Consider the following 23081-nt stretch of genomic DNA (forward strand, 5'->3'; position numbering starts at 1 on the left):
TTGGAGCCATGACCTCGCTGGCCGCTCCGACCCGCGTACGGGTGCGCGCTCCCGGCAAGATCAACGTGTTCCTGTCCGTCGGGGCCCTGCAGGACGACGGCTACCACGACGTCGCGACGGCGTACCAGGCGGTGTCGCTGTACGAGGACGTCACCGCCGAACCCGCCGACGACTTCTCGGTGCGGTTCACCGGTCCCATCGACACGAGCGGGGTGCCGACCGACGAGTCGAACCTCGCGATCCGCGCAGCCCGCCTGGTCGCGGACGCCGCCGGGCACCGCGGCGGGGTCCGGCTGACGATCGACAAGCAGGTCCCGGTCGCCGGCGGCATGGGCGGGGGGTCCGCGGACGCCGCGGCGACCCTGCTCGCGGTGGACACGCTGTGGGGCACGGCGCTCGGCCGTGAGGGGCTGCTGGCGCTGGCAGCACGGCTCGGGGCGGACGTGCCGTTCGCCTTCGCCGGCGGCACGGCCGTCGGCACCGGACGCGGGGACGAGCTCAGCCCGGCGCTCGCCAAGGGGGAGTTCCACTGGGTGCTCGCGCTGAGTGACGCCGGACTCTCGACCCCGGCCGTGTACCGCGCGCTCGACGCACACCGGGAGCGCTACCGGGCCGACATCCGGCCGGCGCCGACCACCCCCGTGGTCGAGACGAACGTGCTCCAGGCGCTCCGCGCGGGGGACCCGGGGCTGCTCGCGGACTGCCTGCACAACGACCTGCAGGCTCCGGCGATGCGGCTCCAGCCGGCGCTCGCGACGACGCTCGAGATCGGCGAGAAGGCGGGTGCGCTCGCGGGCATCGTGTCCGGCAGCGGACCGACCGTGGCGTTCCTGGTCGCCGACCGTGACGCCGCGCTCGAGGTGCAGGTCGAGCTGAGCGCCGCCGGGCTCGTGGCGCTCCGGGCGACCGGCCCGGTGCACGGCGCACGCGTCGTGCACTGACCGTCGGCGGTGCCGCGCGCTCCAGCCGCTGCACTGACCGGGCGTCAGCCCTTCACGAACTCCGTCATCACGACGCGGCCGGAGCGGAACTGCTGCTCGACGTGGAAGCCGTGCTCGGCCAGGACGGCGGCGGTCTCCGGCTCGATGTTCCGCGCCTTCGGGGTCCCGCCGACGAACCACACGGTGTCGATCTCGCCGAGCCGGGCCGGGATGGTGGTCGCGAGGTCACCGTTCTGGTTCCACAGCACACCGCTCTCGGCGCCGATCTTGGTCGCGCCCAGGTCGGTCATGCCGGTGAACGCCCACGGGTACGAGATCCGGATGATGTCGGCGGTGGTCCCCGGGTGGCCGTAGACGCTGCCGAACACGACGCCCTCGTTCGCACCGGCACGACCAGCACGCTCGCTGGCGATGATCGACGCGGCGTTCGCCCAGGTGGAGTCCTGCTTGGACTGCGGGCTCTTCACGTACACGGCAGAGGGGATGCCGCCGACCAGGCAGACGGCCACGGCGGCCGCGAGCAGGGCCCGCGGGCGGATGAGCGTGACGGCGAGGGCGATGAGGAGCGCCACGAACGGCAGGCTCAGCGACGCGTACTTGGGGGAGTAGAGGTGCTTGCCGAGCGCGGTCGCGATGAGCAGCACACTCGTGGGCAGCACCGCGAGGGGCAGCGCGACGCGGACCGCCTGCGCGCGCACGAGGTCGCGGACGTCCGGGACGCGGTGTCGCGCGGCGATCAGCGGGACGGCGGTGCCGAGGGCCACGAGCGCCCAGGCGACCGCGGCGTACAGGGTGATCCCGCCGAACCACGCGGTGGAGAACACCTGCGGGAGCGTGCGCTCCCCGATGCCGGAGATCCACGCGACCTGCTTCGACTGGGCCATCACCTCGAGCACGAGGGGCGAGACGAGCAGGGCGGCCCCGGCCGCTGCGACGAGCCAGCGGACGAGCGTCCGGCGGCTCACGAGCGGTGTCGCGCCACGGCCGGTCCGTTCCGCCCGACGCTGCGCGGCCACCGTCCACCCGAGGGCGACGGCGTGCGCGACCACGGCGAGCGACAGGTAGACGTTGAACGTCACCGAGACGAGCGCCACGACGCCGTACGCCACCCACCAGCGAGTGCGGTGCGTCGTCCGTGTCCGTCGGACCGCGGTCAGGCCGACGAGGGTGAGCAGCACCGCGAGCGTCGTGATGGTCGCGTAGGGGCGGCCCTCGGACCCGGCCCACTGGACGCGGGGCAGGGCGATGAACACGAGTCCGGCCGTGATGCCGAGCCGGCGACCCCCGAGCCGGCGGCCGAGCGCCACGAGGAGTCCGGCGGCCACGCCGATGGCGAGGGCGCTCGGGAAGCGGAGGGTGAAGGGCGTGTAGCCGACGAGCCAGAACCAGGCGTGGATGAGCGCGTAGTACAGGCCGTGCACCGCGTCGACGTTGTGCAGTTCGGCCCAGAGCTGCGGCCAGCTGCGCTGCGCGCTCGTGACCGTCGCGCCCTCGTCGTACCAGAGCGACGGCACCCAGGCGAAGGCGGCGCCCGTGAGCACGCCGATCGCCCCGACCGTGAGCTCGGGCGTCCGGACGACGGCCAGGCCGATCACCGAGGACGCGGAGCGCAGGCGCGATCGGACCGGCGGGACGCCGACGGTCGCGGGCACACGGATCGTGCCGGTCTGGGGTGCTGTCACGTGCACGACGGTATCCGGGCCGTCTGGACAGGTGCCCCGCGCGGCCCCGGCCGTCCGTGAGAGTTCGCGATGCCGTAGGGTGCCGTCCACCATGACGACACTCCGCATCCGTGATGCTGCGCGGTACCTCGGCGTCAGCGACGACACCGTCCGACGCCTGGTCGAGGCCGGCACCCTGCCCCGGTCCGAGGACGCCGCCGGGCGCACGGTGGTGCTCGGGAAGGACCTGGCGGCGTACGTCCGCGGACGAGACGCGGGGCTCGACGACCCGTCCGGGGTGCGGAGTTCCGCGCGGAACCGCTTCGTGGGGATCGTCACGGACCTGGTCGTCGACGGGGTCGTGGCGCAGGTCGAGCTGCAGGCCGGCCCGAACCGGGTCGTGTCGCTGATGACCTCGGAGGCGGTGCGCGACCTCGGGCTCGAGGTCGGGTCCGTCGCCGTCGCGTCGGTCAAGGCGACGATGGTGACGGTCGAGGTGCCTGACCGTCCGGAAGGCGCACGGTGACCGGCGACCCGTCCGGGATGCGCACGCCGATGCGTCCCGATCCGGCGCGCCCCGACCCGGCGGACGGCGACCCGCTGGTGGTCCGTCGGCGGATGACCTCGCGCACCGCGGCGCTCGCCGGGGCCGGGCAGCGCGCGACCGACGCCCTGGCCACGGGCCGGGTGCTCGTCGTCGGGGCCGGAGGGCTCGGCGCCCCCGTCCTCACCTACCTGGCCGGCGCCGGGCTCGGGCGGATCACGGTCGTCGACCACGACGTCGTCGACGCCTCGAACCTCGCCCGGCAGACGCTCTTCGCCCTCGCCGACGTCGGACTCCCCAAGGCCGAGGTCGCCGCGGCGCGGGTCCGGGCGGTCGACCCGGTCGCCGAGGTCGTCGCGCTCGCGGAGCCCTTCCGCCCGGAGCACGTGGCCGACCACGACGTGGTGGTCGACGCGGCCGACAGCGTCGAGGTCACCCGGGCGGTGTCGGACGCCTGCGCCGCCGCGGGCATCCCGTTCGTCTGGGGCACGGTGCTCGGGTTCGATGGACAGGTCTCGGTGTTCCACGACGCCGCGGATGATCCGGTCGACTTCCACGACCTGCACCCGGAGGCTCTGCCGGACGAGGGGTCCTGCGCGCTCGACGGCGTGCTCCCCGCGCTGTGCGGCGCCGTCGGCGCGGTGATGGCCGCCCAGGTGACGGCCCTGCTGGCCGGACCCCGACCCGGGTCGACGGCACCGGACCGACACCTGCTCGGTGCGCCCCTGCTCGGTCGGGTGCTCACGGTGGACGCCCGGCGGTGGCGGTGGACGGAGAGCCCGCTGCGGCGTGGTCCGGGCAGCGGTCGTCCGGTGCCGTCCGCCGACGTCGAGCCCGAGCGCACCTCGCCGAGCGCCCTGGCCGAGCGGCTCGCCGGCGACGGGGCACCGGTGCTCGTGGACGTCCGCACCGACGAGGAGCGTGCGACGGGGACGATCGCCGGGTCCGTCACGCCGGACGCCCTCGCGGACGACGACCCCCGCCCGGTCGTCGTGGTCTGTGCTTCGGGGCGACGCGCGACTGCATGGGCACGGACGGCGATCGCCGCGGGACGGGACGCGGTCGTCCTCGACGGCGGCATCACCGCGTGGCGGTCCGAGGGCCACCCGACGACGACCTGAACCGCGAGTGACCCGCACCTGCGGTTAGGATCACAGTGTGAAGCCGCTCCTGCGTTCCGCTGTCCTGCTCGTCGTCGCGGGTCTCGCCCTGACCGGATGCACCACGCAAGCCGCCACCAGCGGCACGGGCACCGGGACCCCGTCGGCCTCGGCGACGCCGTCCGGCAGCATCACCGTGTTCGCCGCCGCGTCCCTCCAGAAGACCTTCACCGCGCTCGGGGAGCAGTTCGAGGCGGACCACCCCGGCACCACGGTCACGTTCTCGTTCGCGGGGTCGAGCGACCTCGTCAGCCAGGTGCAGAACGGGGCCCCGGCCGACGTGTTCGCCTCCGCCGACCAGGCCAACATGGCGAAGCTCTCGTCGTCGGACCTCGCCGCCGGCTGGCCGCGCGACTTCGCCACGAACGTCCTCGAGATCGCGGTCGCCCCGGGGAACCCGAAGGGCATCCGGAGCCTGGCCGACCTCGACCACTCGGGCGTGCAGCTCGTCACGTGCGCGTCACCCGTGCCGTGCGGTGCCGCGACGCAGGAGGTCGAGCGGGCCGCCGGCGTGCAGCTGCACCCGGTCAGCGAGGAGCAGTCCGTCACCGACGTGCTCGGCAAGGTGGAGTCCGGCCAGGCCGACGCGGGGCTCGTCTACGTCACCGACGTCCGCGGTGCGGCGGGCAAGGTCGACGGCGTCCCGTTCGACGAGTCGGCGAAGGCCGTCAACACGTACCCGATCGGCGTCCTGCAGGAGTCCTCGAACCCGACCACCGCCGCCGCGTTCGCCACGTACGTCCGCTCCGACGCCGGGCAGCAGGTGCTCGAGCGCGCCGGGTTCGGCCGTCCGAAGGGATGACCCGCACCCCCGTCCCCTGGTGGCTCCCCGCCCCCGCGGTCCTGGGCGGCCTGTTCGTCGTCGTGCCCGTCCTCGCGATGGTCGGTCGCGTTGACTGGTCGTCCTTCGTCGCCCTCGTCACCTCGCCCGCGTCGACGACCGCGCTCGCCCTGAGCCTCGGCACCGCCGCTGCGACCACGGGCATCGCGTTCGTGCTCGGCTACCCCCTGGCCGTCCTGTTCTCCCGGTCGACCGCCCGGTGGGTGGGCGTCCTCCGTGCCCTCGTGCTGCTGCCGCTCGTCCTGCCGCCCGTGGTCGGCGGCCTCGCGCTCCTCGCGGCCTTCGGGCGGCTCGGCGTGCTCGGCGCGTTCCTCGACGCGCACGGCCTGCGGATCGCGTTCACCACGACGGCGGTCGTGATGGCGCAGGTGTTCGTCTCGATGCCGTTCCTGGTGTCGAGCGTCGAGGGTGCCCTGCGCGTCGGCGGCGACCGGTACGAACGCGTCGCGGCGACCCTGGGCGCCGGACCGACCCGAACGTTCCTGACCGTCACGACCCCGCGGGTCCTGCCCGGCATCGTCTCCGGTCTGGTGCTGTGCGGTGCGCGGGCGCTCGGGGAGTTCGGCGCCACCCTGACCTTCGCGGGCAGCCTGCAGGGCGTCACGCGGACGCTCCCGCTCGAGGTCTACCTGCAGCGCGAGGTCGACCCGGACACGGCGGTCGCCCTCGCCCTGGTGCTCGTGGTCGTCGCGGTCGTCGTCATCGGGGTCACGTCGCTCCGCACCCGGACGGTCGTCGCGTGACGGCCCCCGACGCCGGTCTGCTCGTCCACGTCGTCGACCGTGACCGCGACGTCGACGTCACGATCGCGGTCGGTCCGGGGGAGTGCGTCGCGCTGGTCGGTCCGAACGGCGCCGGCAAGTCCACCGTCGTCGAGACCGTCGCGGGGCTCCTCCGCGCTCCCGACAGCACGGTCGCGCTGGACGGCCGCGACCTGGCACGGCTCCAGGCGCACCGCCGACACGTCGGGTTGGTCGCCCAGCGCGCCGATCTGTTCCCGCACCTGTCCGTCGTCGACAACGTCGCCTTCGGTCCGCGCGCGGCCGGGACGGGCGGCCGGGAGGCACGTCACCGGGCCGTCGCGGCCCTCACCACGGTCGGCGTGGCCGGGCTGGTCGACCGGGCGCCGGGGGCCCTGTCCGGCGGGCAGGCGCAGCGCGTCGCGATCGCCCGGGTGCTCGCCACCGACCCCGCGGTCCTGCTCCTCGACGAGCCCACCTCGGCGCTCGACGTCGACGCCCGCGCCGCCGTCCGCGAGGCCCTCGCCACCGCGCGCGCCGGTCGGCCGACGGTGCTCGTCACGCACGACCCGCTCGAGGCCGTCGCGCTCGCCGACCGGGTCGTGGTGCTGCAGGACGGACGCGTCGTCGAGCAGGGACCCGTCGACGCGGTGCTCCGGCACCCCCGGACGCCGTTCGCGGCGTCCTTCTCCGGACTCGCGCTCGTCCGCGGGACCGCCACCGCGGGTGGGATCGCACTCGACGGCGGCGGTGCGCTGGCGTCGACGACCGGCACCGTGCCTCCAGGCCGACCCGTCGTCGCCGCCCTGCACCCGACGGCCGTCCGCCTGACGCGGGACGGGCCGGGGCCCGCGCGCACGGTGACCTCGCTGGAGCCGCGCGACGGACTCGTGCGCGTGCGCACGGCCGACCTGGTGGCGGACGTGACGGTCGCGACGGCCGCGGGGCTCGGACTGGCGCCGGGCGTCACGGTCCGGCTGTCGGTCGCGCCGGACGAGGTCGCGGTCTACGAGCCGGGCGCCTAGCCGCCGGCGAAGGGTGGCATCACGTCGACCGTGTCGACGCCAGCGAGCGGTGTCGAGCGGTCGCGTGTGGTGACCCCGTCGACCAGGTAGGAGCAGCGCTCCTGCAGCGCCGCCCAGCGATCGGTGTCGGAGGCGGCGACGGCGCGCAGGGCGTCGTCGAGGGTCGCGGCCGACGTGGTGGTCTCGTCCTGGCCGACCGCGGCGCGGGCCGCGGCGAAGAAGCGGAGGGTCGTCACGGTCAGCCGCCGATCGCGCTCATGCCGCGGGACGGGTGCACGATGCCGTCCACGTCGTCGCCGTGGTCGCGGGGCTTCGCCCACATCGCGCGCCGCCACGTGTCGAGCAGGGCGTCGTCGTCGGCGCCGTCGCGCAGCGGGCTGAGCAGGTCGACCTCGTCGTCGGAGAACAGGCACGAGCGGACGTGGCCCTCGGCGGTCAGACGGGTGCGGGTGCAGTCGGCGCAGAAGGACTCGGTGATGCTCGCGATGACGCCGACGGTGCCGAGCGGTTCGCCGTCGTGGGTGGACACGCGGTAGCGCTCGGCCGGGGCGCCGTTCCGCGGGGCCTCGTCCGGGGTGAGCACGAAGCGCTCGCCGAGGAGCGCCCGGGTCTCCGTGGCGGTGACCATCGTCGCGCCGTCCCAGGCGTGCCCGGGGTCGAGGGGCATCTGCTCGATGAACCGGAGCTCGTGGCCGCGCTCGAGGCACCAGGCGAGCAGGTCCGCCGCGAGGTGGTCGTTCACGCCGCGGAGGAGCACCGCGTTGACCTTCACCCCGAGGCCGGCGTCGGCGGCGGCCGCGATGCCCTCGAGCACGCGGTCCAGGAACGGGCGGCGGGTGACCTCGGCGAACACGTCCGGGTCGACGGTGTCGAGCGAGACGTTGACCCGTCGGAGTCCGGCGTCCGCCAGCGCCTGCGCGCGGTTCGCGAGGCCGATGGCGTTGGTGGTCAGGGAGAGCTCGACGTCGTGCGCGGCGCACCGGCGGACGATGTCGACGAGGTCGGCGCGCAGGAGCGGTTCGCCACCCGTGAACCGGACCTTGCGCACGCCGAGGCGGGCGGCGGAGAGACCCACGAGCCGGTCGATCTCGTCCGCGGTCATCAGGGCGTCGGACGGGATGACGGGCAGTCCCTCGGCCGGCATGCAGTACGTGCAGCGGAGGTTGCATCGTTCGGTGAGCGAGACGCGCAGGTCGACCGCGGTGCGGCCGAAGCGGTCGAGCAGCGCCGGTTCGTCGGCAGGTCGGGGCGGCAGCTCGGCCGAGCCGCTGCGCACCCGGCGCAGGAGTGAGGCGACCGGGACGGACGCCGGTGGACCCGCCGCAGGAAGCCCCGCAGGCGCACCCGTCGTGGGCCGTTCGCCCGTCGCGGGCAGGATCCTCGCCGTCACCGGGCCGATGCTACCGGGCGCCGCCGACCCTCCGGTCCGCCGTCCGTTCCGCTGTCCGTCTGCCGCCACCGCCGCGGGTCGAGCCGTCGACCCCACCGCCGCCACTCGTCACGGTCGGTCCGGACGACCGTGACCACCACGATCACGAGCACCGCGGCGCCGAGCCACCAGCGGAAGGCGTCGGCCGAGGGCCACACACCGCGGAGGGCGATCGCGAGCCCGAGGGACAGCCACTCCCACCGGCCGGACAGCACCACGAACGGGATGAGGAGCAGTGCGTACCAGGGGTACCGCGGGGTCACCGCGAGGAACGTCACGCCGATCATCAGCACCTCGCCGGACCACGGCCGGGCGGGGTCCGCGAGGCGCCAGGCCACGACGGCCGCGAGCAACACCACGAGCCCGACGACGACCGTCGCTCCGTCACCGGGGACGAGCAGGGAGACCAGGGCGAAGCGGGAGCCGTCCTCGTAGCCCTCCTCGGAGAGGTAGCCGGGCAGGTAGCCGAGGACCTTCACGCCGGTGCTCAGGACGTACGGCACGTAGAGCAGTCCGAAGACCGCGACGCCGACGGGGATCGCCCACCAGTGTCGCCACCGGCCGAGGAGCGGCGGGTACACGATCGCCGGGATGAGCTTCGTCGCGGTCGCCGCACCGAGTGCGATGCCGCCCCATACCGGCCGGCCGAAGGCGACGAGCACCACACCGGCCGTCGCGAGCGCGGCGCCGAGCACGTCGACGTGCGAGTTCGTGACGGCCTCGGACGCGACGAGCGGCGACCACGCCCAGAGCGCGGCCCACCAGGTCGGCCGTCCGAGGCGGCGCAGGGTCACGACGAGCCCGACCGTGACGCCCAGGGAGACGAGCAGCCCGGCGACCTGGAACGGCATGTACTGCGCGGTGACGGGAACGAACGCGCGGACCGCCGCGAACCACAGCTGCGCCATCGGCGGGTAGATCGTCACGACGTCCGGTCGGTTGATCGCCACGCAGTGCCCGTCCGCGCCGTCCCCGAGCCCGCGCATCCGCGGTTCGAGGGGCTTGCACGTGCCGTCGATCTTGTCCGGGAAGAGCCACTCGGGGCGCAGGGCGGCCAACGCCCCGGACTGCGGCGTGTGCGCGTACGGTGAGACACCCGCGTGCTGCACGATGCCGTCCCAGGCGTACCTGGCAGAGTCGGTGCTGGTGTTCGGCGGGCCGACGAGCGCCGCGACCCCGACCACGACCGCCCCACCGAGGACGATCCGGGTCACCCAGGCACGGGGTACCCAGCGGAGCGCGAGGACGGCTCCGGCGAAGACCGCCCAAGCGATGAGCGTCCACGCAACGAATGGTGCACGATGACCGGCACGGAGGAACCCCAGATGCGTGATGCCGAAGGCGATGACGCCCGCGAGCGCGAGCACGCCCACGACGGCGACCACGGTCGGCAGGACGCCGGGCCTGGTGGGCAGCGGGACGGCGCGCAGTCGTTCGTTCATCGTGGCCCGAGGCTACCGATGGTGCGACGGCTGCTGCTGGACGCACGGTCCGCGGCGGCGTCGCCGAACCGGAACGCCCGCTCGGCCGTCGTCTGGGGTCGGCTGCTCGGCGTCGCGTTCCTCGTGTGCTTCGGCACCGGGGTGTACAGCCACCTGCTGCAGGACCCGCTGCCCGGGATGCGCTTCCCGACCCGGCCCGTGCAGTTCTACCAGTTCACGCAGGGCCTGCACATCACCGCAGGCGTCGCGATCATCCCGCTCCTGCTCGCCAAGCTGAACGCGGTGATGCCCGCGCTCGCGCAGACGCCGCCCGTCCGCGGCGTGTTGCACCTGCTCGAACGCCTGTCGATCGCGGTGCTCGTGTCGGCCGCGATCGTCCAGGTCGGGACCGGGCTCGTGAACACGTACCAGTGGTACCCGTGGCCGTTCCCGTTCCGGCAGGTGCACAACGCGCTCGCCTACGTGATCATCGGGTCGCTCGTCGTGCACGTCGGCGTGAAGCTGCGGATCATCGCGCGGTACTGGCGCGCACGCGACGCGTACGACGCGGACGGTCGCTTCGTCGCGGACCCGACGGTGGGCAGCGAGCTGCTCCCCGACACGGGTCTGGAGGATCGTGGCGTGTCCGGCCCCTACCCCCGCGGCCTCACCGGCCGCCTGCTGCGGTGGGTGGACGGCGCGCCGGCCGCAGCCGCGCCTGACGAGTCTCGCGCTGCGCGACACGACTCGGACGCGACGTCCCGCGACTCGTCGCCCAGCGCGAGTCTCGGTTCCGGTGATCCGGACCGTGGGCCCGCAGCCGACGGGGCGGAGGCGGGGCGTGCCTCCCGTCCGGCCCGGACGGCGACCGACGGCGGACGCGAGCGGATCGCCCGACGCGGGTTCGTGGCGGGCGTGACGGCGGCGACCGTCGGCGTCGTCGCGCTCACCGCCGGGCAGTCCACGCGACTGCTCGAACCCTTCAACGTGTTCGGGGCACGGCAGCGGCACCTCGGGCCGAACGACCTGCCGGTGAACCGCACCGCGCGCGCCGCGGGTGTGCTGGCCACCGCCACCGCCGCGGACTGGACGCTCACCGTCGTCGGACCGGGGATGAGCCGGACGTTCTCGCGTGCCGAGCTCGTCGCCCTCGGCACCACGACGGCCGATCTGCCGATCGCGTGCGTCGAGGGGTGGAGCCAGACGGCGACGTGGAAGGGCGTGCGGATGCGCGACCTGCTCGAGACCGTGCAGGCCGACCCGTCGTCGCCGCTGCGGATCACGAGCCTCGAGCGGAGCGGCGGTTACCGCGTGACCGAGATGGGGCCGGAGTACGCCGCCGACCCGACGACGCTCGTCGCGCTCGAGCTGAACGGCGCGACGCTCGACCTGGACCACGGGTTCCCCGCCCGGGTCATCGCGCCGGGACGACCCGGCGTCCTGCAGACGAAGTGGATCGGGAAGATCGAGGTGATCCGATGAGGGCCGCGAGGACCGTGCTCGTCCTGGTGGGCGTGCTCGTGATGGCGTTCGGCGCGTGGACGATGGTCACGACCGTGCGGCCCGAGCGCATCTGGGGGCTCGTGACGTGGCTCGTCGCAGCGGTCCTGCTGCACGACGTCCTGCTGTCGCCGTTCGTCGTCGGCGCGGGGTTGCTGCTCCGCCGGGCCGGGCGGTCGCTGCGCGTCTGGGTGCTCGTCACGGTCCAGGCCGCCGTCGTGCTCGGGAGCGTGCTCGCGCTCGTCGTCGTGCCGGAGATCGCCGCGAAGGCGCACGGGCAGAAGAACCCGACGGTGCTGCCGTTCGACTACGCGACCCGGCTGCTCGTCGTCGAGGGGGTCCTGCTCGCGGTGGTGGTCGGGGTGCTCGTCGCCGGGATCGTCGTGGCCCGACGGCGCAGGCCACTGGTTGCAGCGACAACCAATCGGTAGCATGTGGGGATGACCGACGAGACCCCGTGGCTGACGCGCGACCAGCTGCGTGCCTGGATGAAGCTCGTCGCCGTCATGGAGCTCCTGCCCGCGGCGCTCGACCAGCAGCTGCAGCGGGACGCTGACCTGACCCACTTCGACTACATGGTCGTCGCGATGCTGTCCGAGACGGAGTCCCGCACGCTGCGGATGTCGGCGCTCGCCGCGGCCACCAACGCCTCGCTCCCACGGCTGTCGCACGTCGTGTCCCGGCTCGAGAAGCGCGGTCTCGTGACGCGGTGCCCGTCCGCCGACGACCGGCGGGCGACCGACGTCCGACTGACCGACGCCGGGTACGACACGATCGTGCAGGCCGCGCCCGAGCACGTCCGGACCGCGCGCCGCTACGTGATCGACGCCCTCGCCGACGAGCAGGTCGCGCAGCTCGACGGGATCACCCGGGCGCTCCTCGGCCGGCTCGACCCCGAGGGGCGGTTCGCCGCGCTGACGTACCCGCGGGGGGACGAGGCACTCTGTGAGGCGCGGCTGACCGGCGCGGACGCCGGCGAGGGGCTACCCGAGGTCCCCGGGGTGCTGTTCCGCGACGCCACCGCCGACGACGGACCGCTGCTGCGCCGGGCGACGCTCCGGGCGATGAACTGGCGGACCGAGACGTTCACGGACGCCGACCTCGACCGCCCCGAGTTCGCGCACTACTTCGACGGGTTCGACCCGGCCCGGGACCGCGGTGTCGTCGCCGTGGACGGGGACGGCCCGGTCGGGGTGGCGTGGGCGCGGTTCCTGCCGGAGGACGACCCCGGGTACGGGTTCGTCGCCGCGGACGTGCCCGAGCTGACGATCGCCGTCGACGCCCGGGGGCGCGGACGCGGTGTCGGGGGAGCGCTCCTCGAACGCCTGCTCGACGCCGGGCGGGCTGCGGGGTGGCCGGGGGTCAGCCTGAGCGTCGAGGACGGGAACACCGGGGCGCGGATCCTGTACGAGCGGGCCGGGTTCCGGACGGTGGGGCGGAACGGCGACTCGGACACGCTGCTCGTCCGGACCTGATGGGCACGCTGCGCGTCGGCGGGCCGGGCGCGGTCCGCGTCGGTGTGACGGGACTGGTACACCAGTAGGCTCGGAGGCATGACCGAGCGCGCCGAGCCGACCGACACCTACTCGTACCTCGGTCCCGCCGGCACCTTCACCGAGGCGGCCCTGAGGCTCGTCGACGCCGCGGCCGGCAAGCCCTGGCGCAGCGTGAACAACGTCGGCGAGGCGCTCGACGACGTCGTCACCGGCCGGTCCGTCGGCGCCGTGATCGCGATCGAGAACAGCGTCGACGGCGGGGTCAGCGCCACGCAGGACGCCCTCGCCCGGATCCCCGGCGTCCGCATCGTCGGCGAGTACCTGGTGCCGGTCGACTTCGTGCTCGTCGCCCGGCACGGCACGGCCCTCGCGGACGTCCGCACCGTGAACGCGCACCCGGTCGCCTACGCCCAGACCCACCGCTGGCTCGAGACGAACCTGCGCGGACACGGGCACATCCCGGCGTCCTCGAACGTCGCCGCAGCGACTGCCCTGCTCGACGAGCACCCCGTCGCGGACGCCGCGGTCGCCCCGCCCGGGATCACCGACCACCACGACCTGGCCGTGCTCGCGTCGTCGATCGGGGACAACGCGTCGGCGGTCACCCGGTTCGTGCTCGTGTCACGCACGCTGGCGATCCCGCCGCGGACCGGGGCGGACAAGACGAGCGTCATCGTGGAGCTGCCGGCGGACCACCCCGGTGCGCTCGTCGACATGCTCGAGCAGTTCGCGACGCGGGGCATCAACATGGGGCTGCTGTCCTCGCGGCCGATCGGTGACGAGCTCGGGCGCTACCGGTTCGTCATCGACCTGGACGGCCACGTGCACGACGAGCGGGTGGCGGACGCGCTGCTCGGCCTGCGGCGGTTCAGCCCGCGCGTGACGTTCCTCGGGTCGTACCCGCGGGCGGACGGGTTCCGGCCGGAGGTGTCGGCGCGCTACTCCGACGAGGCGTTCGTCGAGGCGCGGGACTGGCTGCGCGCGATCGTCTCCGGCGAGCCCGACGCGGACTGAACCGGGCGGCGCGGGGCCGCCGCCCGGCCCACGTCAGCTGTGCGCGTCCTCGACCCGCCGGGTGTTGCGCGTCTGGTCCTGCGGCCCGGCGACCCGGACCCGCAGCCCGCCGGCGTCGATCCTCGCCCGGAACGCGACGACCTCGCCCACCGGGTCGCCGTCGATCTCGAACTCGTCCGGCCGCTCGAGGCGTGCCACGAACTCCTCACCGCGCAGGTAGCGCAGCGGGCGCTCCTCGCGGGCCGCGGTCGCGATGCGCTTGCCGACCTGGGTCTGACCGATCTTCGAGCGCTGGAACGAGCGCAGGATCGCGTTCTCCCAGAACACCCGGGCGCCGATCCGGACCCAGCCGAAGAAGCCGCGGGGACGCATGACCACGATGTCGAAGACGCCGTCGTCGATCTCGGCGTCCGGCAGCAGCGTCGCGCCGGCCTGCAGCATGCCGCAGTTGCCGACGATCAGCGAGTGGGCGCGCACCGACTGGTTGCTCTCGCCGTCCAGCCGGTACCGGAACTCGAACGCGTCGGCGTCCCGCACCGAGCGGAAGAGCGAGTCGACGTAGGCGAGCCAGCCGACCTTCTTCTTGAGCTCGGGCTTGGTGTTCACGAGCATGCGGGCGTCCAGGCCGAGGCCGGCCATCACGACGAACCCGAACTCCTCGCGGCTGCCGTCGGGGCGTTCGACCTGGACCTCGCCGATGTCGATCGGGCGGTCCTCGCCGCGGAATATCGTCCGGACGCTCGCGCCCAGGTCGTCGATCGGCGAGGGGATGTTGCGCGCGAGGAGGTTGCCCGTCCCGCTCGGGAGCAGGGCGAGTGCAGCCGCCGAGCCGTGCACGACCTCGGCGACGGCGCGGACGGTGCCGTCCCCGCCGGCCGCGGCGACGACGTCGGCCCCGGCCTCGAGCGCGGCCTTCGTCATGCCGCCGCCCGGGTCCTCCTCCGTGGTCTCGAACCACAGGGTCTCAGCCCAGCCGGCCTCCTGCTGGTGCTTCGCGACGGTGCTCTTCAGGGTCTCCAGGTGCACCTTGACCGGGTTGTAGACGACGGCGGCCGTCTTCTGTTCGGTCGGGAGGGCGTCCTGGTCCGCGGGCGCGGTCTCCGATGGGGTCGACATGCCCCCGACGTTACCGACCGCGCCCTGCGAGCGGACGGGCGTCAGCGTCCGTCGTGGAGCGTCACGTGGTAGCCGTCCGGGTCGGCGAACGTGAAGGTCCGACCGAAGGGGCCGTCGAACGGTGCGGTGACGATCTCGTGGCCGTCGGCGACGAGCGCGTCGTGGGTCGCCTGGACGTCGGTCGCGTGGAACCACAGCGCCACCCCGAGGCCCGGCTGCGGGGCGGCGTCCAGGTCGGTGCCGGGGACCACGTCGCGCAGTGCGAACGCGATCGGCTCGGTCTGGAACACGACGGCGTGCGGCGGGCCGGCGGGGGATCGGACGAGCCCGAGGTACCGCTCGTAGAACGCCTGTGCGGCGTCGAGGTCGCGGACCTGCAGCGAGGTGAAGTCGATCCCGGTGGCGGTCATGGTGTGCTCCTTCGTTGTGTGTCAGTTGTCTGACACGCGGACTCTATGTCAGACTCCTGACATGCGTCAAGACGATCGACACGACGAACGCATCGACCTCGACTCCTCCGTCGGGTACGTCCTCAAGGAGGCCGCGAGCGCCCTCCGCGCCGCCATGGAGGACGCCCTCCGTCCTTTCGGCATGACGATCACGCACTACTCGTGCCTCGAACTGCTCGCGCAGCGCCCCGGGATGTCGAACTCCGAGCTCGCGCGCGGCACCTTCGTCACCCGCCAGTCGATGAACACGCTCCTGCAGCAGCTCGAGCGGGACGGCGTCGTCGAGCGGGCCGCGACGCCGACCGCGGGCAAGGTGCTGCCGACGCGCCTCACGGCGGCGGGCCGGCGGCAGCGCGAGCGCGCGAGCGCCGCCGTTCGCGAGGTCGAGCTCCGGATGACCCAGGACCTCGACGAGGCGGGCCGCGCAGCGGCCTTCCGCCTGCTCCGCGGGATGGTCGCCGCCCTGCGCGACGACCCGTCGGCGGACGCGACCGGATGACGGACCGGAGGCCCGTGGCAGCGCTGCCACGGGCCTCCGGTCCGTCATCGGGTCCCCCTAGGATGAACCGGTGATCGATCTCCAGCTGCTGCGCGACCACCCGGACGTCATCAAGGCTTCGCAGGAGGCGCGCGGCGCCTCCGTGTCCGTCGTCGACGACGCGGTGGCGGCGGACGCGGCGCGACGCGCGGCGATCACGGCGTTCGAGGCGCTCCGCGCCGAGCAGAACGCCTTCGGCAAGACCGTCGCGAAGGCCCCGAAGGACGAGAAGGCCGCCCTCGTGCAGCAGGCGCAGGCGCTCGCCGCGAAGGTCAAGGAGGCGCAGGCCGAGGTCACCGCGGCCGAGGAGTCGTTCGACCGCGTCGTCCGGTCCATCCCGAACGTCGTGCTGCCGGACGTGCCCAAGGGTGGCGAGGACGACTTCGTCACGCTCCGCACGGTCGGCACGAAGCCGACGTTCTCGTTCGAGCCGAAGGACCACGCCGACCTCGGCGAGCACCTCGGCATCATCGACATCCCGCGCGGCGTCAAGGTCTCGGGCTCGCGCTTCTACTTCCTCCGCGGCCTCGGCGCCCGGCTCGAGATCGCGCTCATGAACCTCGGGCTCGACCGCGCGGTCCAGCACGGGTTCGAGCCGCTCATCACCCCGACGCTCGTGCGCCCCGAGACCATGGCGGGCACCGGGTTCCTCGGCGAGCACGCGGCCGAGGTCTACCGCCTCGAGGCCGACGACCTGTACCTGACCGGCACGAGCGAGGTCGCCCTCGCCGGGTTCCACGCCGACGAGATCCTGTCGCTCCCGGAGTCGGGCGAGGGCATCCGGTACGCCGGGTGGTCGACCTGCTACCGGCGCGAGGCCGGGTCGGCGGGCAAGGACAACCGCGGCATCCTCCGCGTGCACCAGTTCAACAAGCTCGAGATGTTCTCGTACGTCCTGCCCGAGCACGCCGAGGCGGAGCACGAGCGCCTCGTCGCGATGCAGGAGTCGATGATGCAGGACCTCGGGCTGCACTACCGCGTCATCGACGTCGCCGGGGGCGACCTCGGCACGAGTGCTGCGCGGAAGTACGACATCGAGGCGTGGGTCCCGACGCAGGGCACCTTCCGCGAGCTGACCTCGACCTCGAACTGCACCACGTTCCAAGCCCGTCGCCTGGACACCCGCTACCGCACCGAGAGCGGCAAGACCGCACCGGTCGCCACGCTCAACGGCACCCTCGCCACCACCCGCTGGATAGTCGCGATCCTCGAGACGCACCAACAAGAGGACGGTTCAGTCGTCGTGCCCGAGGTGCTCCGGCCGTACCTGGGCGGCGTCGAGGTGATCGCACCCCGATGAGCACCGCGGGGCGGTTCGTGGACGGGTCGGCGCAGGGTGGCGGCACTGCCGGCGCTGCTGGTGCTCCGGCTCGGACGAAGCGGTGGCTCGTGGCGCTCGACGTCGACGGCACGACGATGCGCGAGGACGGGGTCATCACCGACGCCGTCGTGGCCGCCGTGCGCGATGCCGAGGCCGCCGGGCACGAGGTCATGCTGTCCACCGGTCGCAGCGAGGGCATGACGGTGCCGCTGCTCGAGACGCTCGGCATCCGCCCGAAGTACCTCGTCTGCGCGAACGGGGCGCTGATCCTGGGGCGCCGCGAGGACGGCGGTTACGATCGCGTGCACGTCGAGCGCTTCGACCCGTCCGAGGTGTTGCAGACCATCCACGGCGCACTCGAGAACGCGGCGTTCGGCGTGGAGGACGAGACCGGCCACTTCCTGCTGTCCGGCAACTTCCCCGACGACACCATGACGGTCTCCGGCGAGCACGTCCCCTTCGAGCGGCTGCTCGGGGTCGAGGCCACACGCGTGGTCGTCATCTCGCCCGGACACGACACCGAGGACTTCCTGCAGGTCGTCGAGCGGATGGGCCTGCACAAGGTGTCCTACTCGGTCGGCTGGACGTCGTGGCTCGACATCGCACCAGAGGGCGTCACGAAGGCCACCGCGATGGAGCGTGTGCGCGAGTGGCTCGACATCCCGCGCTCCCGGGTCATGGCGGCCGGGGACGGGCGGAACGACATCGACATGCTCCGGTGGGCGTCGACCTCCGGGCGCGGGGTCGTCATGGGGCAGGCGCCGTCCGACGTCGTCGACGCGGGCAACGAGCTGACCGGCGGGGTCACCGACGACGGTCTGGCCGCGGCGCTCGACACGCTCCCGCGCTGACGGTCGGCGGGGCCGCTAGACTCCTCGGGACGCGATCACGTCTCGCCACGTGGTCGCGTCGCTGGAGGGTTGTCCGAGCGGCCGATGGAGCCTGTCTTGAAAACAGGTGGGCAGTGATGTCTCGTGGGTTCGAATCCCACACCCTCCGCGCATGAGCACCGGGACCCGCCTCCGACCGGTCGAGCTGGCCGACGCCGCCGAGCTCGCCGCGATCGTGAGCGCGAGCGCCGACCACCTGCGGCCGTTCGAGCCGACGCGGCCGGAGCACTACTACACCGAGGCCGGTCAGCGCGCGACGATCGGCGGGCTGCTCGCGGCGGCCCGGACCGGCGGTTCGGTGCCCTTCGTGATCGTGGGGGACGACGACGAGTTGCTCGGCCGGATCACTCTGAGCGGCGTGACCCGCGGTGCCCTGCAGTCGTGCGCACTCGGGTACTGGGTGCGTGCGGACCGGGTGCGCCAGGGGCACGCGACGCGGGCGATCGGGCTCGCGGTGGCGCACGCGTTCGGTGCGCTCGGGCTGCACCGGGTGCAGGCCGAGACCCTGCCGGAGAACACGGCGTCGCAGCGGGCGCTCGAGCGGAACGGGTTCACCCGGTACGGGCTCGCGCCGCAGTACATCCGCATCGCGGGCGAGTGGCGCGACCACGTCATGTTCCAGGTGCTGGCGCCGAGCGACGCCGCGGACCTCACGCGCTGAGCGACACCTCACGCGCTCGCGCTCCCGTGAAGTGTCGCTGAGCGCGAGCGATCGCGGATCAGGGCCGCGCGCCGAGGGCGGCGAGCTCCGCGCGGGTCCGGGCGCCGTGCTTCCGGAGCAGGTTCGCCACGTGGTACTTCACCGTGTTCGGGCTGATGCCGAGCCCGTCGGCGATCTCGCGGTTGCCCACGCCGGTGACGACGAGCCGGAGCACGTCGCGCTCCCGCGCGGTCAGGTCGGCGTCCGCGGGCAGGTCGACCGTGCCCGGCGCCGGGTCGAGGGGGAGCGTGATGTCGAGCGTCGAACCCCACCCGGGCGTCGAGTCGACCTGCAGGGTCCCGTCGAGGGCGACGACCCGCTCGGCGATCGGTCGGACGGCGTCGTCGTGCACGTCGAGCGTGCCGGCGCCGTCGTCGCGGAGCTGCACGAGCAGGTTCCGACCGTCGCAGTCCCACTGGATCCGCACCCGCCGCGCGACGCCGTCGTCGACGAGCGCGAGCACCGCCGTCCGGACGATCGCGCGGGCACCGTGCGCGACGGCTCCGGGGAGCGCGCGACCGGTGGCGGGCGGTTCGACGAACTGCACGTCCAGGTCGCCGAACCGGACGAGCGGGCGCAGGTCGGCCCGCAGACGGGAGAACGCCCCCGTGACGGGCTCGAGCAACGTGCTGCGCTGCCGGTCCGTCACGGTCCGGAGGTCGACGAGCGCGGCCGAGGCGATCTCGACGGCCTCGGCGCGGGCCGCGGTGTCGGACAACCGGGGGGAGCGGAGCACCGCGAGGACGGACTCGAGCGTCAGGGCGTGCCGGTCGGCCTGCTCGGCGACCGTGCGGGCGTGCTCCGACGCGGCTGATCGACTTGCAGGGGTGTCCGTCACGGCGACTGAACCTACCCGCCCCACCCTGTCGGTCGCTACACGCCCACCCGATCGGACGGGGTGACCGCCCGGCCGGGCAGCGGCACGCACACCATGACCGGAGCAGCATCGTTGCCATGCACAACAGCAGCACCGCCGACGCCCTCGGACTCGTCGCCGACGAGCTCCGCGCCCTCGTCGACACCGTCCGCGCCGCCGACCAGGCCCCGTTCGAGCGCGCGCTGACCCTGCTCACCGACGCCGACCGCGTCTTCGTGCACGGTGCCGGCCGCTCGGGACTCGCGCTCCGGATGACCGCGATGCGACTCATGCACCTCGGACTGCGCGTGCACGTCGTCGGCGAGGCCACGACCCCGGCGATCGGACGCGGCGACGTGCTCCTCGTCGCGAGCGGCTCCGGCACGACCGGCGGCATCGTGCAGGCCGCACGGACCGCGGCCGACGTCGGCGCCCGGGTGCTCGCGGTGAGCACGACCGACGACTCGCCGCTCGCGGCGGTCGCCGAGGCCACGCTCGTGCTCCCCGCCGCGACGAAGACCGACCGCTCCGGCACCGCGTCGGCACAGTACGCCGGGAGTCTCTTCGAGCAGGGTGTCGCCCTCCTCGGGGACGCCCTGTTCCACGCGCTCTGGCAGCGCAGCGGCCGCTCCGCCGACGAGCTGTGGCCCCGCCACGCGAACCTCGAGTGACGCCGCGCATGACCGGCACCGCGACCCCCACGAACCACCACCGGAAGGACACCACCATGCAGCTCCAGTTCGCCATGGACACCCTGACCACCGAGGACGCCCTCGACCTCGCCGGCAAGGCCGCGCCGTACGTCGACGTCATCGAGCTCGGCACGCCCCTGATCAAGAGCGCGGGCCTGTCGGCGATCACCGCGATCAAGCAGGCGCACCCCGACAAGACCGTGTTCGCGGACCTCAAGACGATGGACGCCGGTGAGCTCGAGGCGGGCATCGCGTTCGACGCCGGCGCCGACCTCGTCACCGTGCTCGGCGTCGCGGGCGACAGCACCATCGCCGGCGCCGTCAAGGCAGCCGAGGCGCACGGCAAAGGCGTCGTCGTCGACCTGATCGGCGTCGAGGACAAGGCCGCCCGCGCGAAGGAGGTCGTCGCGCTCGGCGCCACGTTCGTCGAGATGCACGCCGGCCTCGACGAGCAGGCCGAGGAGGGCTTCACGTTCGAGACGCTCCTGCACGACGGCGAGGCCTCCGGTGTGCCGTTCTCGGTCGCCGGTGGCATCACGACCGACACGATCGGCGCCGTCCAGGCGTCCGGCGCCCGCATCGCGGTCGCCGGCAGCGCGATCTACAGCGCCGACGACGTGGCCGCGGCCGCGAAGGCGCTCCGCGACGCGATCACGGAGCAGTCGGCCGCCTGATCGGCACCGCCTGACGGACGGGAGGATCGTGGCGGGGTCGCCACGAGCCTCCCGTCCGTCACCGGGTCGCCCCGGGACGCGACCGGAACGCGGTGACCAGCGCGTCGACCAGCAGGAACCCGAGCAGGGTGACCCCGACGACGGGCAGCAGCAGCGCGAGCCCGATCGCGACGGCGACGACGGCGATCGCACCCCACCACGGTGCGCGTGCGAGCGCGCCGTCGGCGGGCGCGCGGCCGACGCGCGTGCCGGGCGTCCGTCGCTGCCACCACATCACGTACCCGAGGACGACCATCGCGGCGATGCCGAGCGCCGCCGCGAGCAGCACGAGCTGGTTCGGCAGCCCGAACAGCGCGCCCATGTGGGTGTTGATGCCGAGCTTCGCGGCCTTCGCCATGAGCGGGTAGTCGTCCCAGGTGACCTGCGACACCGCGGTCATCGACGTCGGGTCGACCGCGACGGCGTTCATCGCGACCGGCCAGCTGAGCTTGATCTCCTCGACGGTCCACGCCTGGTCGGTCGTCGCCGCGGGCCGGATGCGGACCTCGGCGGCGTGCACGTCGGCCGACCGGGCGACGGCCAGGACCTCGTCGAACTGCTCGGGTGTGACGGTCGCGGGGGAGCCCACCGGTGCCGCGGCGGACCCGTGGTGCCCGGCGTGCTCGCCGGCCGTCATGCCCATCGCCGCCGCGCCGCCCAGCGCGGTGTCCACGGTCGGCGCCTGCCAGCTGAGCGCCGAACGGAGCGCGGTCACGTTGTCGCCCGCGAAGTGCGACCACGTGATGCCCGTCGCCGACAGGAAGAGCGCGCCGAGGAGCACCCACGCGCCGGTCGCCGCGTGCCACGAGAAGGTGCGGCGGTACCCACGCAGGCGGGTGTCCGGGACGACGAGCTCGCGCTTCCGTCGGGCCGTGCGGAGCCGGAACGCCCAGAGCCCGATGCCGGCGAGCGACACGATCCCGAGCCACGACGCGGCGGTCTCGCTGTACAGCCGACCGACGTCGCCGAGGAACAGGCTGCGGTGCACCGTGCTGATCCACGTCCGGAACGGCAGGGAGCCGGAGGTGCCGTACACGGGCAGGTCGCCCCGGACGGATGCGTCGCCCGGGTCGACGAACACGGCGCGGGTCTGCGACTCGAGCAGTCCCGCCTCGGTGAACATCACGCGGGTGGTGTCGCCGGGCGCGGGCGCCGGACGGACCTCGACGACGGTGTCGTCGGGGTGGTTGGCGGCGACGTACCGCTGCGCGGCGGCGACCTGGTCGGCGAGGGGGCGTGCCGCGGCGGTGGACGGCGCGGTGAGCTCGTGCCGGTACACGACCTGCTCGATCGACGGGGCGACGGCGTAGACCGCTCCGGACAGCGCGGCGACCAGGACGAACGGGCCGACGAACAGGCCAGCGAGGAAGTGCAGGCGGAGGAGGAGCTGGGCGAACCAGCCACGGGAGGGCGGCGGAGCGGTGCTGGGCATCGGGGCGCGGGTCCTGTCGGGCGGAGCGTCCGGCACCGTGCCGGACGACCCGAGAACTCTACAACATGTAGAACGACGGCGCGGCCGGACGTGGGCGGCGTGTCCGTCCGCACACCGCACTCCGATGCGGTGTGCGGACGACCGCGTTGACCGACCGCAGGAGCACGACACAGACTGGCGCCGATGACCACCCTCACCTCGCTCGTGTACATGTCCGTCGCCGTCGACGACCTCACCGACGACCAGCTCGTCGCCATGCTCCGGGAGGCCCGCCTGCGCAACGAGGCGCTCGGGGTCTCCGGCCTGCTGCTCGCGAAGGGCGGCCGGTTCATGCAGGTCCTCGAGGGCCCCGCGTGGAGTGTCGAGGACCGCTTCGCCGCGATCGAGCGAGACCCGCGGCACCACGACGTGAAGTCCCTGTCCCGCGAGACGATCGACGCCCGTCGCTTCGACGGCTGGTCGATGGCGTTCGGCAACCCGAGCGACGTCGAGGTCCGCGACGAGCCGGGGTTCAACACCTTCCTCACCGAGCGCAGCGGACTGCCGACCGGTCTGGCCGGCACGCCGGCCGACTGGCTGCTCCGCTGGTTCCGCGGGCGGGA

The 23081-nt window shown here is 73.7% G+C and carries 25 protein-coding genes and 1 tRNA gene; 18 read left to right on the plus strand and 8 right to left on the minus strand.

Annotation, left to right across the window (positions count from 1 at the left end):
• Window positions 1–8: 8 nt before the first annotated feature.
• Complete coding sequence (locus HUN58_RS11235; protein ID WP_114850522.1) at window positions 9–941, plus strand: 4-(cytidine 5'-diphospho)-2-C-methyl-D-erythritol kinase; 933 nt, start codon at window positions 9–11, stop codon at window positions 939–941.
• 44 nt (window positions 942–985) lie between these two features.
• On the opposite strand, the gene HUN58_RS11240 is transcribed toward HUN58_RS11235, so the two are convergent.
• Entirely contained in the window at window positions 986–2623 is a 1638-nt protein-coding gene (locus tag HUN58_RS11240; protein WP_180224792.1) for a glycosyltransferase family 39 protein, read from the minus strand.
• Between the two features lie 91 nt (window positions 2624–2714).
• On the opposite strand from HUN58_RS11240, the gene HUN58_RS11245 reads away from it, so the two are divergent.
• The 5 genes from HUN58_RS11245 (at window position 2715) to HUN58_RS11265 (ending at window position 6912) form a co-directional block, all read left to right on the plus strand.
• Window positions 2715–3128, plus strand: coding sequence for a molybdopterin-binding protein (locus HUN58_RS11245; RefSeq protein ID WP_058741187.1), 414 nt, complete (start codon window positions 2715–2717; stop codon window positions 3126–3128).
• 92 nt (window positions 3129–3220) lie between these two features.
• A complete protein-coding gene (locus tag HUN58_RS11250) occupies window positions 3221–4267 on the plus strand; it encodes a HesA/MoeB/ThiF family protein (RefSeq protein WP_180224793.1) in 1047 nt (348 codons plus the stop codon).
• Window positions 4268–4304: 37 nt separating this feature from the next.
• Entirely contained in the window at window positions 4305–5108 is an 804-nt protein-coding gene (modA, locus tag HUN58_RS11255) for a molybdate ABC transporter substrate-binding protein (protein ID WP_114850519.1), read from the plus strand.
• Window positions 5105–5890, plus strand: a complete 786-nt coding sequence (locus HUN58_RS11260) for an ABC transporter permease (protein ID WP_114850518.1) — start codon at window positions 5105–5107, stop codon at window positions 5888–5890. The genes modA and HUN58_RS11260 overlap by 4 nt, the downstream gene beginning before the upstream one ends.
• Window positions 5887–6912 carry an ABC transporter ATP-binding protein gene (locus HUN58_RS11265; RefSeq protein ID WP_254631457.1) on the plus strand — a complete coding sequence of 342 codons (1026 nt, stop codon included), beginning with the start codon at window positions 5887–5889 and terminating at the stop codon, window positions 6910–6912. The genes HUN58_RS11260 and HUN58_RS11265 overlap by 4 nt, the downstream gene beginning before the upstream one ends.
• Here HUN58_RS11265 and HUN58_RS11270 read toward each other — a convergent pair.
• From HUN58_RS11270 to HUN58_RS11280, 3 genes are all read right to left on the minus strand, one after another.
• Window positions 6909–7148 carry a MoaD/ThiS family protein gene (locus HUN58_RS11270; RefSeq protein WP_208738919.1) on the minus strand — a complete coding sequence of 80 codons (240 nt, stop codon included), beginning with the start codon at window positions 7146–7148 and terminating at the stop codon, window positions 6909–6911. The two genes, HUN58_RS11265 and HUN58_RS11270, sit on opposite strands and share 4 nt — an antisense overlap.
• Window positions 7149–7150: 2 nt before the next feature.
• Window positions 7151–8188, minus strand: coding sequence for a GTP 3',8-cyclase MoaA (gene moaA / locus HUN58_RS11275; protein WP_180224794.1), 1038 nt, complete (start codon window positions 8186–8188; stop codon window positions 7151–7153).
• Between the two features lie 110 nt (window positions 8189–8298).
• The gene (locus HUN58_RS11280; RefSeq protein WP_114850516.1) at window positions 8299–9783 is read right to left on the minus strand and encodes a glycosyltransferase family 87 protein; all 1485 of its coding nucleotides are present in this window, start codon (window positions 9781–9783) and stop codon (window positions 8299–8301) included.
• An 18-nt stretch (window positions 9784–9801) separates the two neighbouring features.
• Between HUN58_RS11280 and HUN58_RS11285 the strand changes: the two genes are divergently transcribed.
• From HUN58_RS11285 to pheA, 4 genes are all read left to right on the plus strand, one after another.
• Window positions 9802–11244, plus strand: a complete 1443-nt coding sequence (locus tag HUN58_RS11285) for a molybdopterin-dependent oxidoreductase (RefSeq protein ID WP_306669556.1) — start codon at window positions 9802–9804, stop codon at window positions 11242–11244.
• Window positions 11241–11693 (plus strand): hypothetical protein, encoded by a 453-nt coding sequence (locus HUN58_RS11290; protein WP_147281448.1) that lies wholly within the window; start codon window positions 11241–11243, stop codon window positions 11691–11693. Before HUN58_RS11285 ends, HUN58_RS11290 begins: the two co-directional genes overlap by 4 nt.
• Window positions 11694–11702: 9 nt before the next feature.
• Entirely contained in the window at window positions 11703–12737 is a 1035-nt protein-coding gene (locus HUN58_RS21025; protein ID WP_306669557.1) for a bifunctional helix-turn-helix transcriptional regulator/GNAT family N-acetyltransferase, read from the plus strand.
• Between the two features lie 78 nt (window positions 12738–12815).
• The gene (gene pheA / locus HUN58_RS11305; RefSeq protein WP_114850513.1) at window positions 12816–13772 is read left to right on the plus strand and encodes a prephenate dehydratase; all 957 of its coding nucleotides are present in this window, start codon (window positions 12816–12818) and stop codon (window positions 13770–13772) included.
• Window positions 13773–13805: 33 nt separating this feature from the next.
• Here pheA and HUN58_RS11310 read toward each other — a convergent pair whose 3' ends face one another.
• Window positions 13806–14888, minus strand: coding sequence for a diacylglycerol kinase family protein (locus HUN58_RS11310; protein ID WP_141862597.1), 1083 nt, complete (start codon window positions 14886–14888; stop codon window positions 13806–13808).
• A 41-nt stretch (window positions 14889–14929) separates the two neighbouring features.
• On the minus strand, window positions 14930–15298 hold the full coding sequence (locus tag HUN58_RS11315) for a VOC family protein (protein WP_114850511.1): 369 nt from the start codon (window positions 15296–15298) through the stop codon (window positions 14930–14932).
• Between the two features lie 61 nt (window positions 15299–15359).
• On the opposite strand from HUN58_RS11315, the gene HUN58_RS11320 reads away from it, so the two are divergent.
• From HUN58_RS11320 to HUN58_RS11340, 5 genes are all read left to right on the plus strand, one after another.
• Window positions 15360–15836 (plus strand): MarR family winged helix-turn-helix transcriptional regulator, encoded by a 477-nt coding sequence (locus HUN58_RS11320; protein WP_114850510.1) that lies wholly within the window; start codon window positions 15360–15362, stop codon window positions 15834–15836.
• 70 nt (window positions 15837–15906) lie between these two features.
• Window positions 15907–17175, plus strand: coding sequence for a serine--tRNA ligase (gene serS, locus HUN58_RS11325; protein WP_180224795.1), 1269 nt, complete (start codon window positions 15907–15909; stop codon window positions 17173–17175).
• Entirely contained in the window at window positions 17172–18047 is an 876-nt protein-coding gene (locus HUN58_RS11330) for an HAD family hydrolase (protein ID WP_180224796.1), read from the plus strand. Before serS ends, HUN58_RS11330 begins: the two co-directional genes overlap by 4 nt.
• Window positions 18048–18110: 63 nt before the next feature.
• Window positions 18111–18195 (plus strand) — tRNA-Ser (locus HUN58_RS11335).
• Window positions 18196–18198: 3 nt separating this feature from the next.
• On the plus strand, window positions 18199–18747 hold the full coding sequence (locus HUN58_RS11340) for a GNAT family N-acetyltransferase (RefSeq protein WP_180224797.1): 549 nt from the start codon (window positions 18199–18201) through the stop codon (window positions 18745–18747).
• Window positions 18748–18805: 58 nt separating this feature from the next.
• Here the strand turns inward: HUN58_RS11340 and HUN58_RS11345 are convergent, their stop codons facing one another.
• A complete protein-coding gene (locus HUN58_RS11345) occupies window positions 18806–19624 on the minus strand; it encodes a LuxR C-terminal-related transcriptional regulator (protein WP_180224798.1) in 819 nt (272 codons plus the stop codon).
• A 116-nt stretch (window positions 19625–19740) separates the two neighbouring features.
• On the opposite strand from HUN58_RS11345, the gene hxlB reads away from it, so the two are divergent.
• Window positions 19741–20313, plus strand: a complete 573-nt coding sequence (hxlB, locus tag HUN58_RS11350; protein WP_180224799.1) for a 6-phospho-3-hexuloisomerase — start codon at window positions 19741–19743, stop codon at window positions 20311–20313.
• A gap of 56 nt (window positions 20314–20369) precedes the next feature.
• Window positions 20370–21008 (plus strand): 3-hexulose-6-phosphate synthase, encoded by a 639-nt coding sequence (hxlA, locus tag HUN58_RS11355; RefSeq protein WP_114850599.1) that lies wholly within the window; start codon window positions 20370–20372, stop codon window positions 21006–21008.
• A gap of 58 nt (window positions 21009–21066) precedes the next feature.
• Here the strand turns inward: hxlA and HUN58_RS11360 are convergent, their stop codons facing one another.
• Entirely contained in the window at window positions 21067–22479 is a 1413-nt protein-coding gene (locus tag HUN58_RS11360) for a PepSY domain-containing protein (protein WP_141862559.1), read from the minus strand.
• Between the two features lie 183 nt (window positions 22480–22662).
• Between HUN58_RS11360 and HUN58_RS11365 the strand changes: the two genes are divergently transcribed.
• Window positions 22663–23081 (plus strand): BLUF domain-containing protein (locus HUN58_RS11365; RefSeq protein ID WP_208745727.1); only part of this gene is annotated, 419 nt, incomplete at its 3' end.

The organism is Curtobacterium sp. Csp1 (assembly GCF_013347185.1).

What these genes read in the sequence shown, in the direction of transcription:
- HUN58_RS11360 (WP_141862559.1), bottom strand. Translation starts at nt 22,479, where the DNA reads ATGCCCAGCACCGCTCCGCCGCCCTCCCGTGGCTGGTTCGCCCAGCTC.
- hxlB (WP_180224799.1), top strand. Translation starts at nt 19,741, where the DNA reads ATGCACAACAGCAGCACCGCCGACGCCCTCGGACTCGTCGCCGACGAG.
- HUN58_RS21025 (WP_306669557.1), top strand. Translation starts at nt 11,703, where the DNA reads ATGACCGACGAGACCCCGTGGCTGACGCGCGACCAGCTGCGTGCCTGG.
- HUN58_RS11290 (WP_147281448.1), top strand. Translation starts at nt 11,241, where the DNA reads ATGAGGGCCGCGAGGACCGTGCTCGTCCTGGTGGGCGTGCTCGTGATG.
- HUN58_RS11310 (WP_141862597.1), bottom strand. Translation starts at nt 14,888, where the DNA reads ATGTCGACCCCATCGGAGACCGCGCCCGCGGACCAGGACGCCCTCCCG.
- HUN58_RS11280 (WP_114850516.1), bottom strand. Translation starts at nt 9,783, where the DNA reads ATGAACGAACGACTGCGCGCCGTCCCGCTGCCCACCAGGCCCGGCGTC.
- HUN58_RS11235 (WP_114850522.1), top strand. Translation starts at nt 9, where the DNA reads ATGACCTCGCTGGCCGCTCCGACCCGCGTACGGGTGCGCGCTCCCGGC.
- HUN58_RS11340 (WP_180224797.1), top strand. Translation starts at nt 18,199, where the DNA reads ATGAGCACCGGGACCCGCCTCCGACCGGTCGAGCTGGCCGACGCCGCC.
- HUN58_RS11260 (WP_114850518.1), top strand. Translation starts at nt 5,105, where the DNA reads ATGACCCGCACCCCCGTCCCCTGGTGGCTCCCCGCCCCCGCGGTCCTG.
- HUN58_RS11315 (WP_114850511.1), bottom strand. Translation starts at nt 15,298, where the DNA reads ATGACCGCCACCGGGATCGACTTCACCTCGCTGCAGGTCCGCGACCTC.
- pheA (WP_114850513.1), top strand. Translation starts at nt 12,816, where the DNA reads ATGACCGAGCGCGCCGAGCCGACCGACACCTACTCGTACCTCGGTCCC.
- HUN58_RS11285 (WP_306669556.1), top strand. Translation starts at nt 9,802, where the DNA reads ATGGTGCGACGGCTGCTGCTGGACGCACGGTCCGCGGCGGCGTCGCCG.
- HUN58_RS11250 (WP_180224793.1), top strand. Translation starts at nt 3,221, where the DNA reads ATGACCTCGCGCACCGCGGCGCTCGCCGGGGCCGGGCAGCGCGCGACC.
- HUN58_RS11330 (WP_180224796.1), top strand. Translation starts at nt 17,172, where the DNA reads ATGAGCACCGCGGGGCGGTTCGTGGACGGGTCGGCGCAGGGTGGCGGC.
- HUN58_RS11245 (WP_058741187.1), top strand. Translation starts at nt 2,715, where the DNA reads ATGACGACACTCCGCATCCGTGATGCTGCGCGGTACCTCGGCGTCAGC.
- hxlA (WP_114850599.1), top strand. Translation starts at nt 20,370, where the DNA reads ATGCAGCTCCAGTTCGCCATGGACACCCTGACCACCGAGGACGCCCTC.
- HUN58_RS11320 (WP_114850510.1), top strand. Translation starts at nt 15,360, where the DNA reads ATGCGTCAAGACGATCGACACGACGAACGCATCGACCTCGACTCCTCC.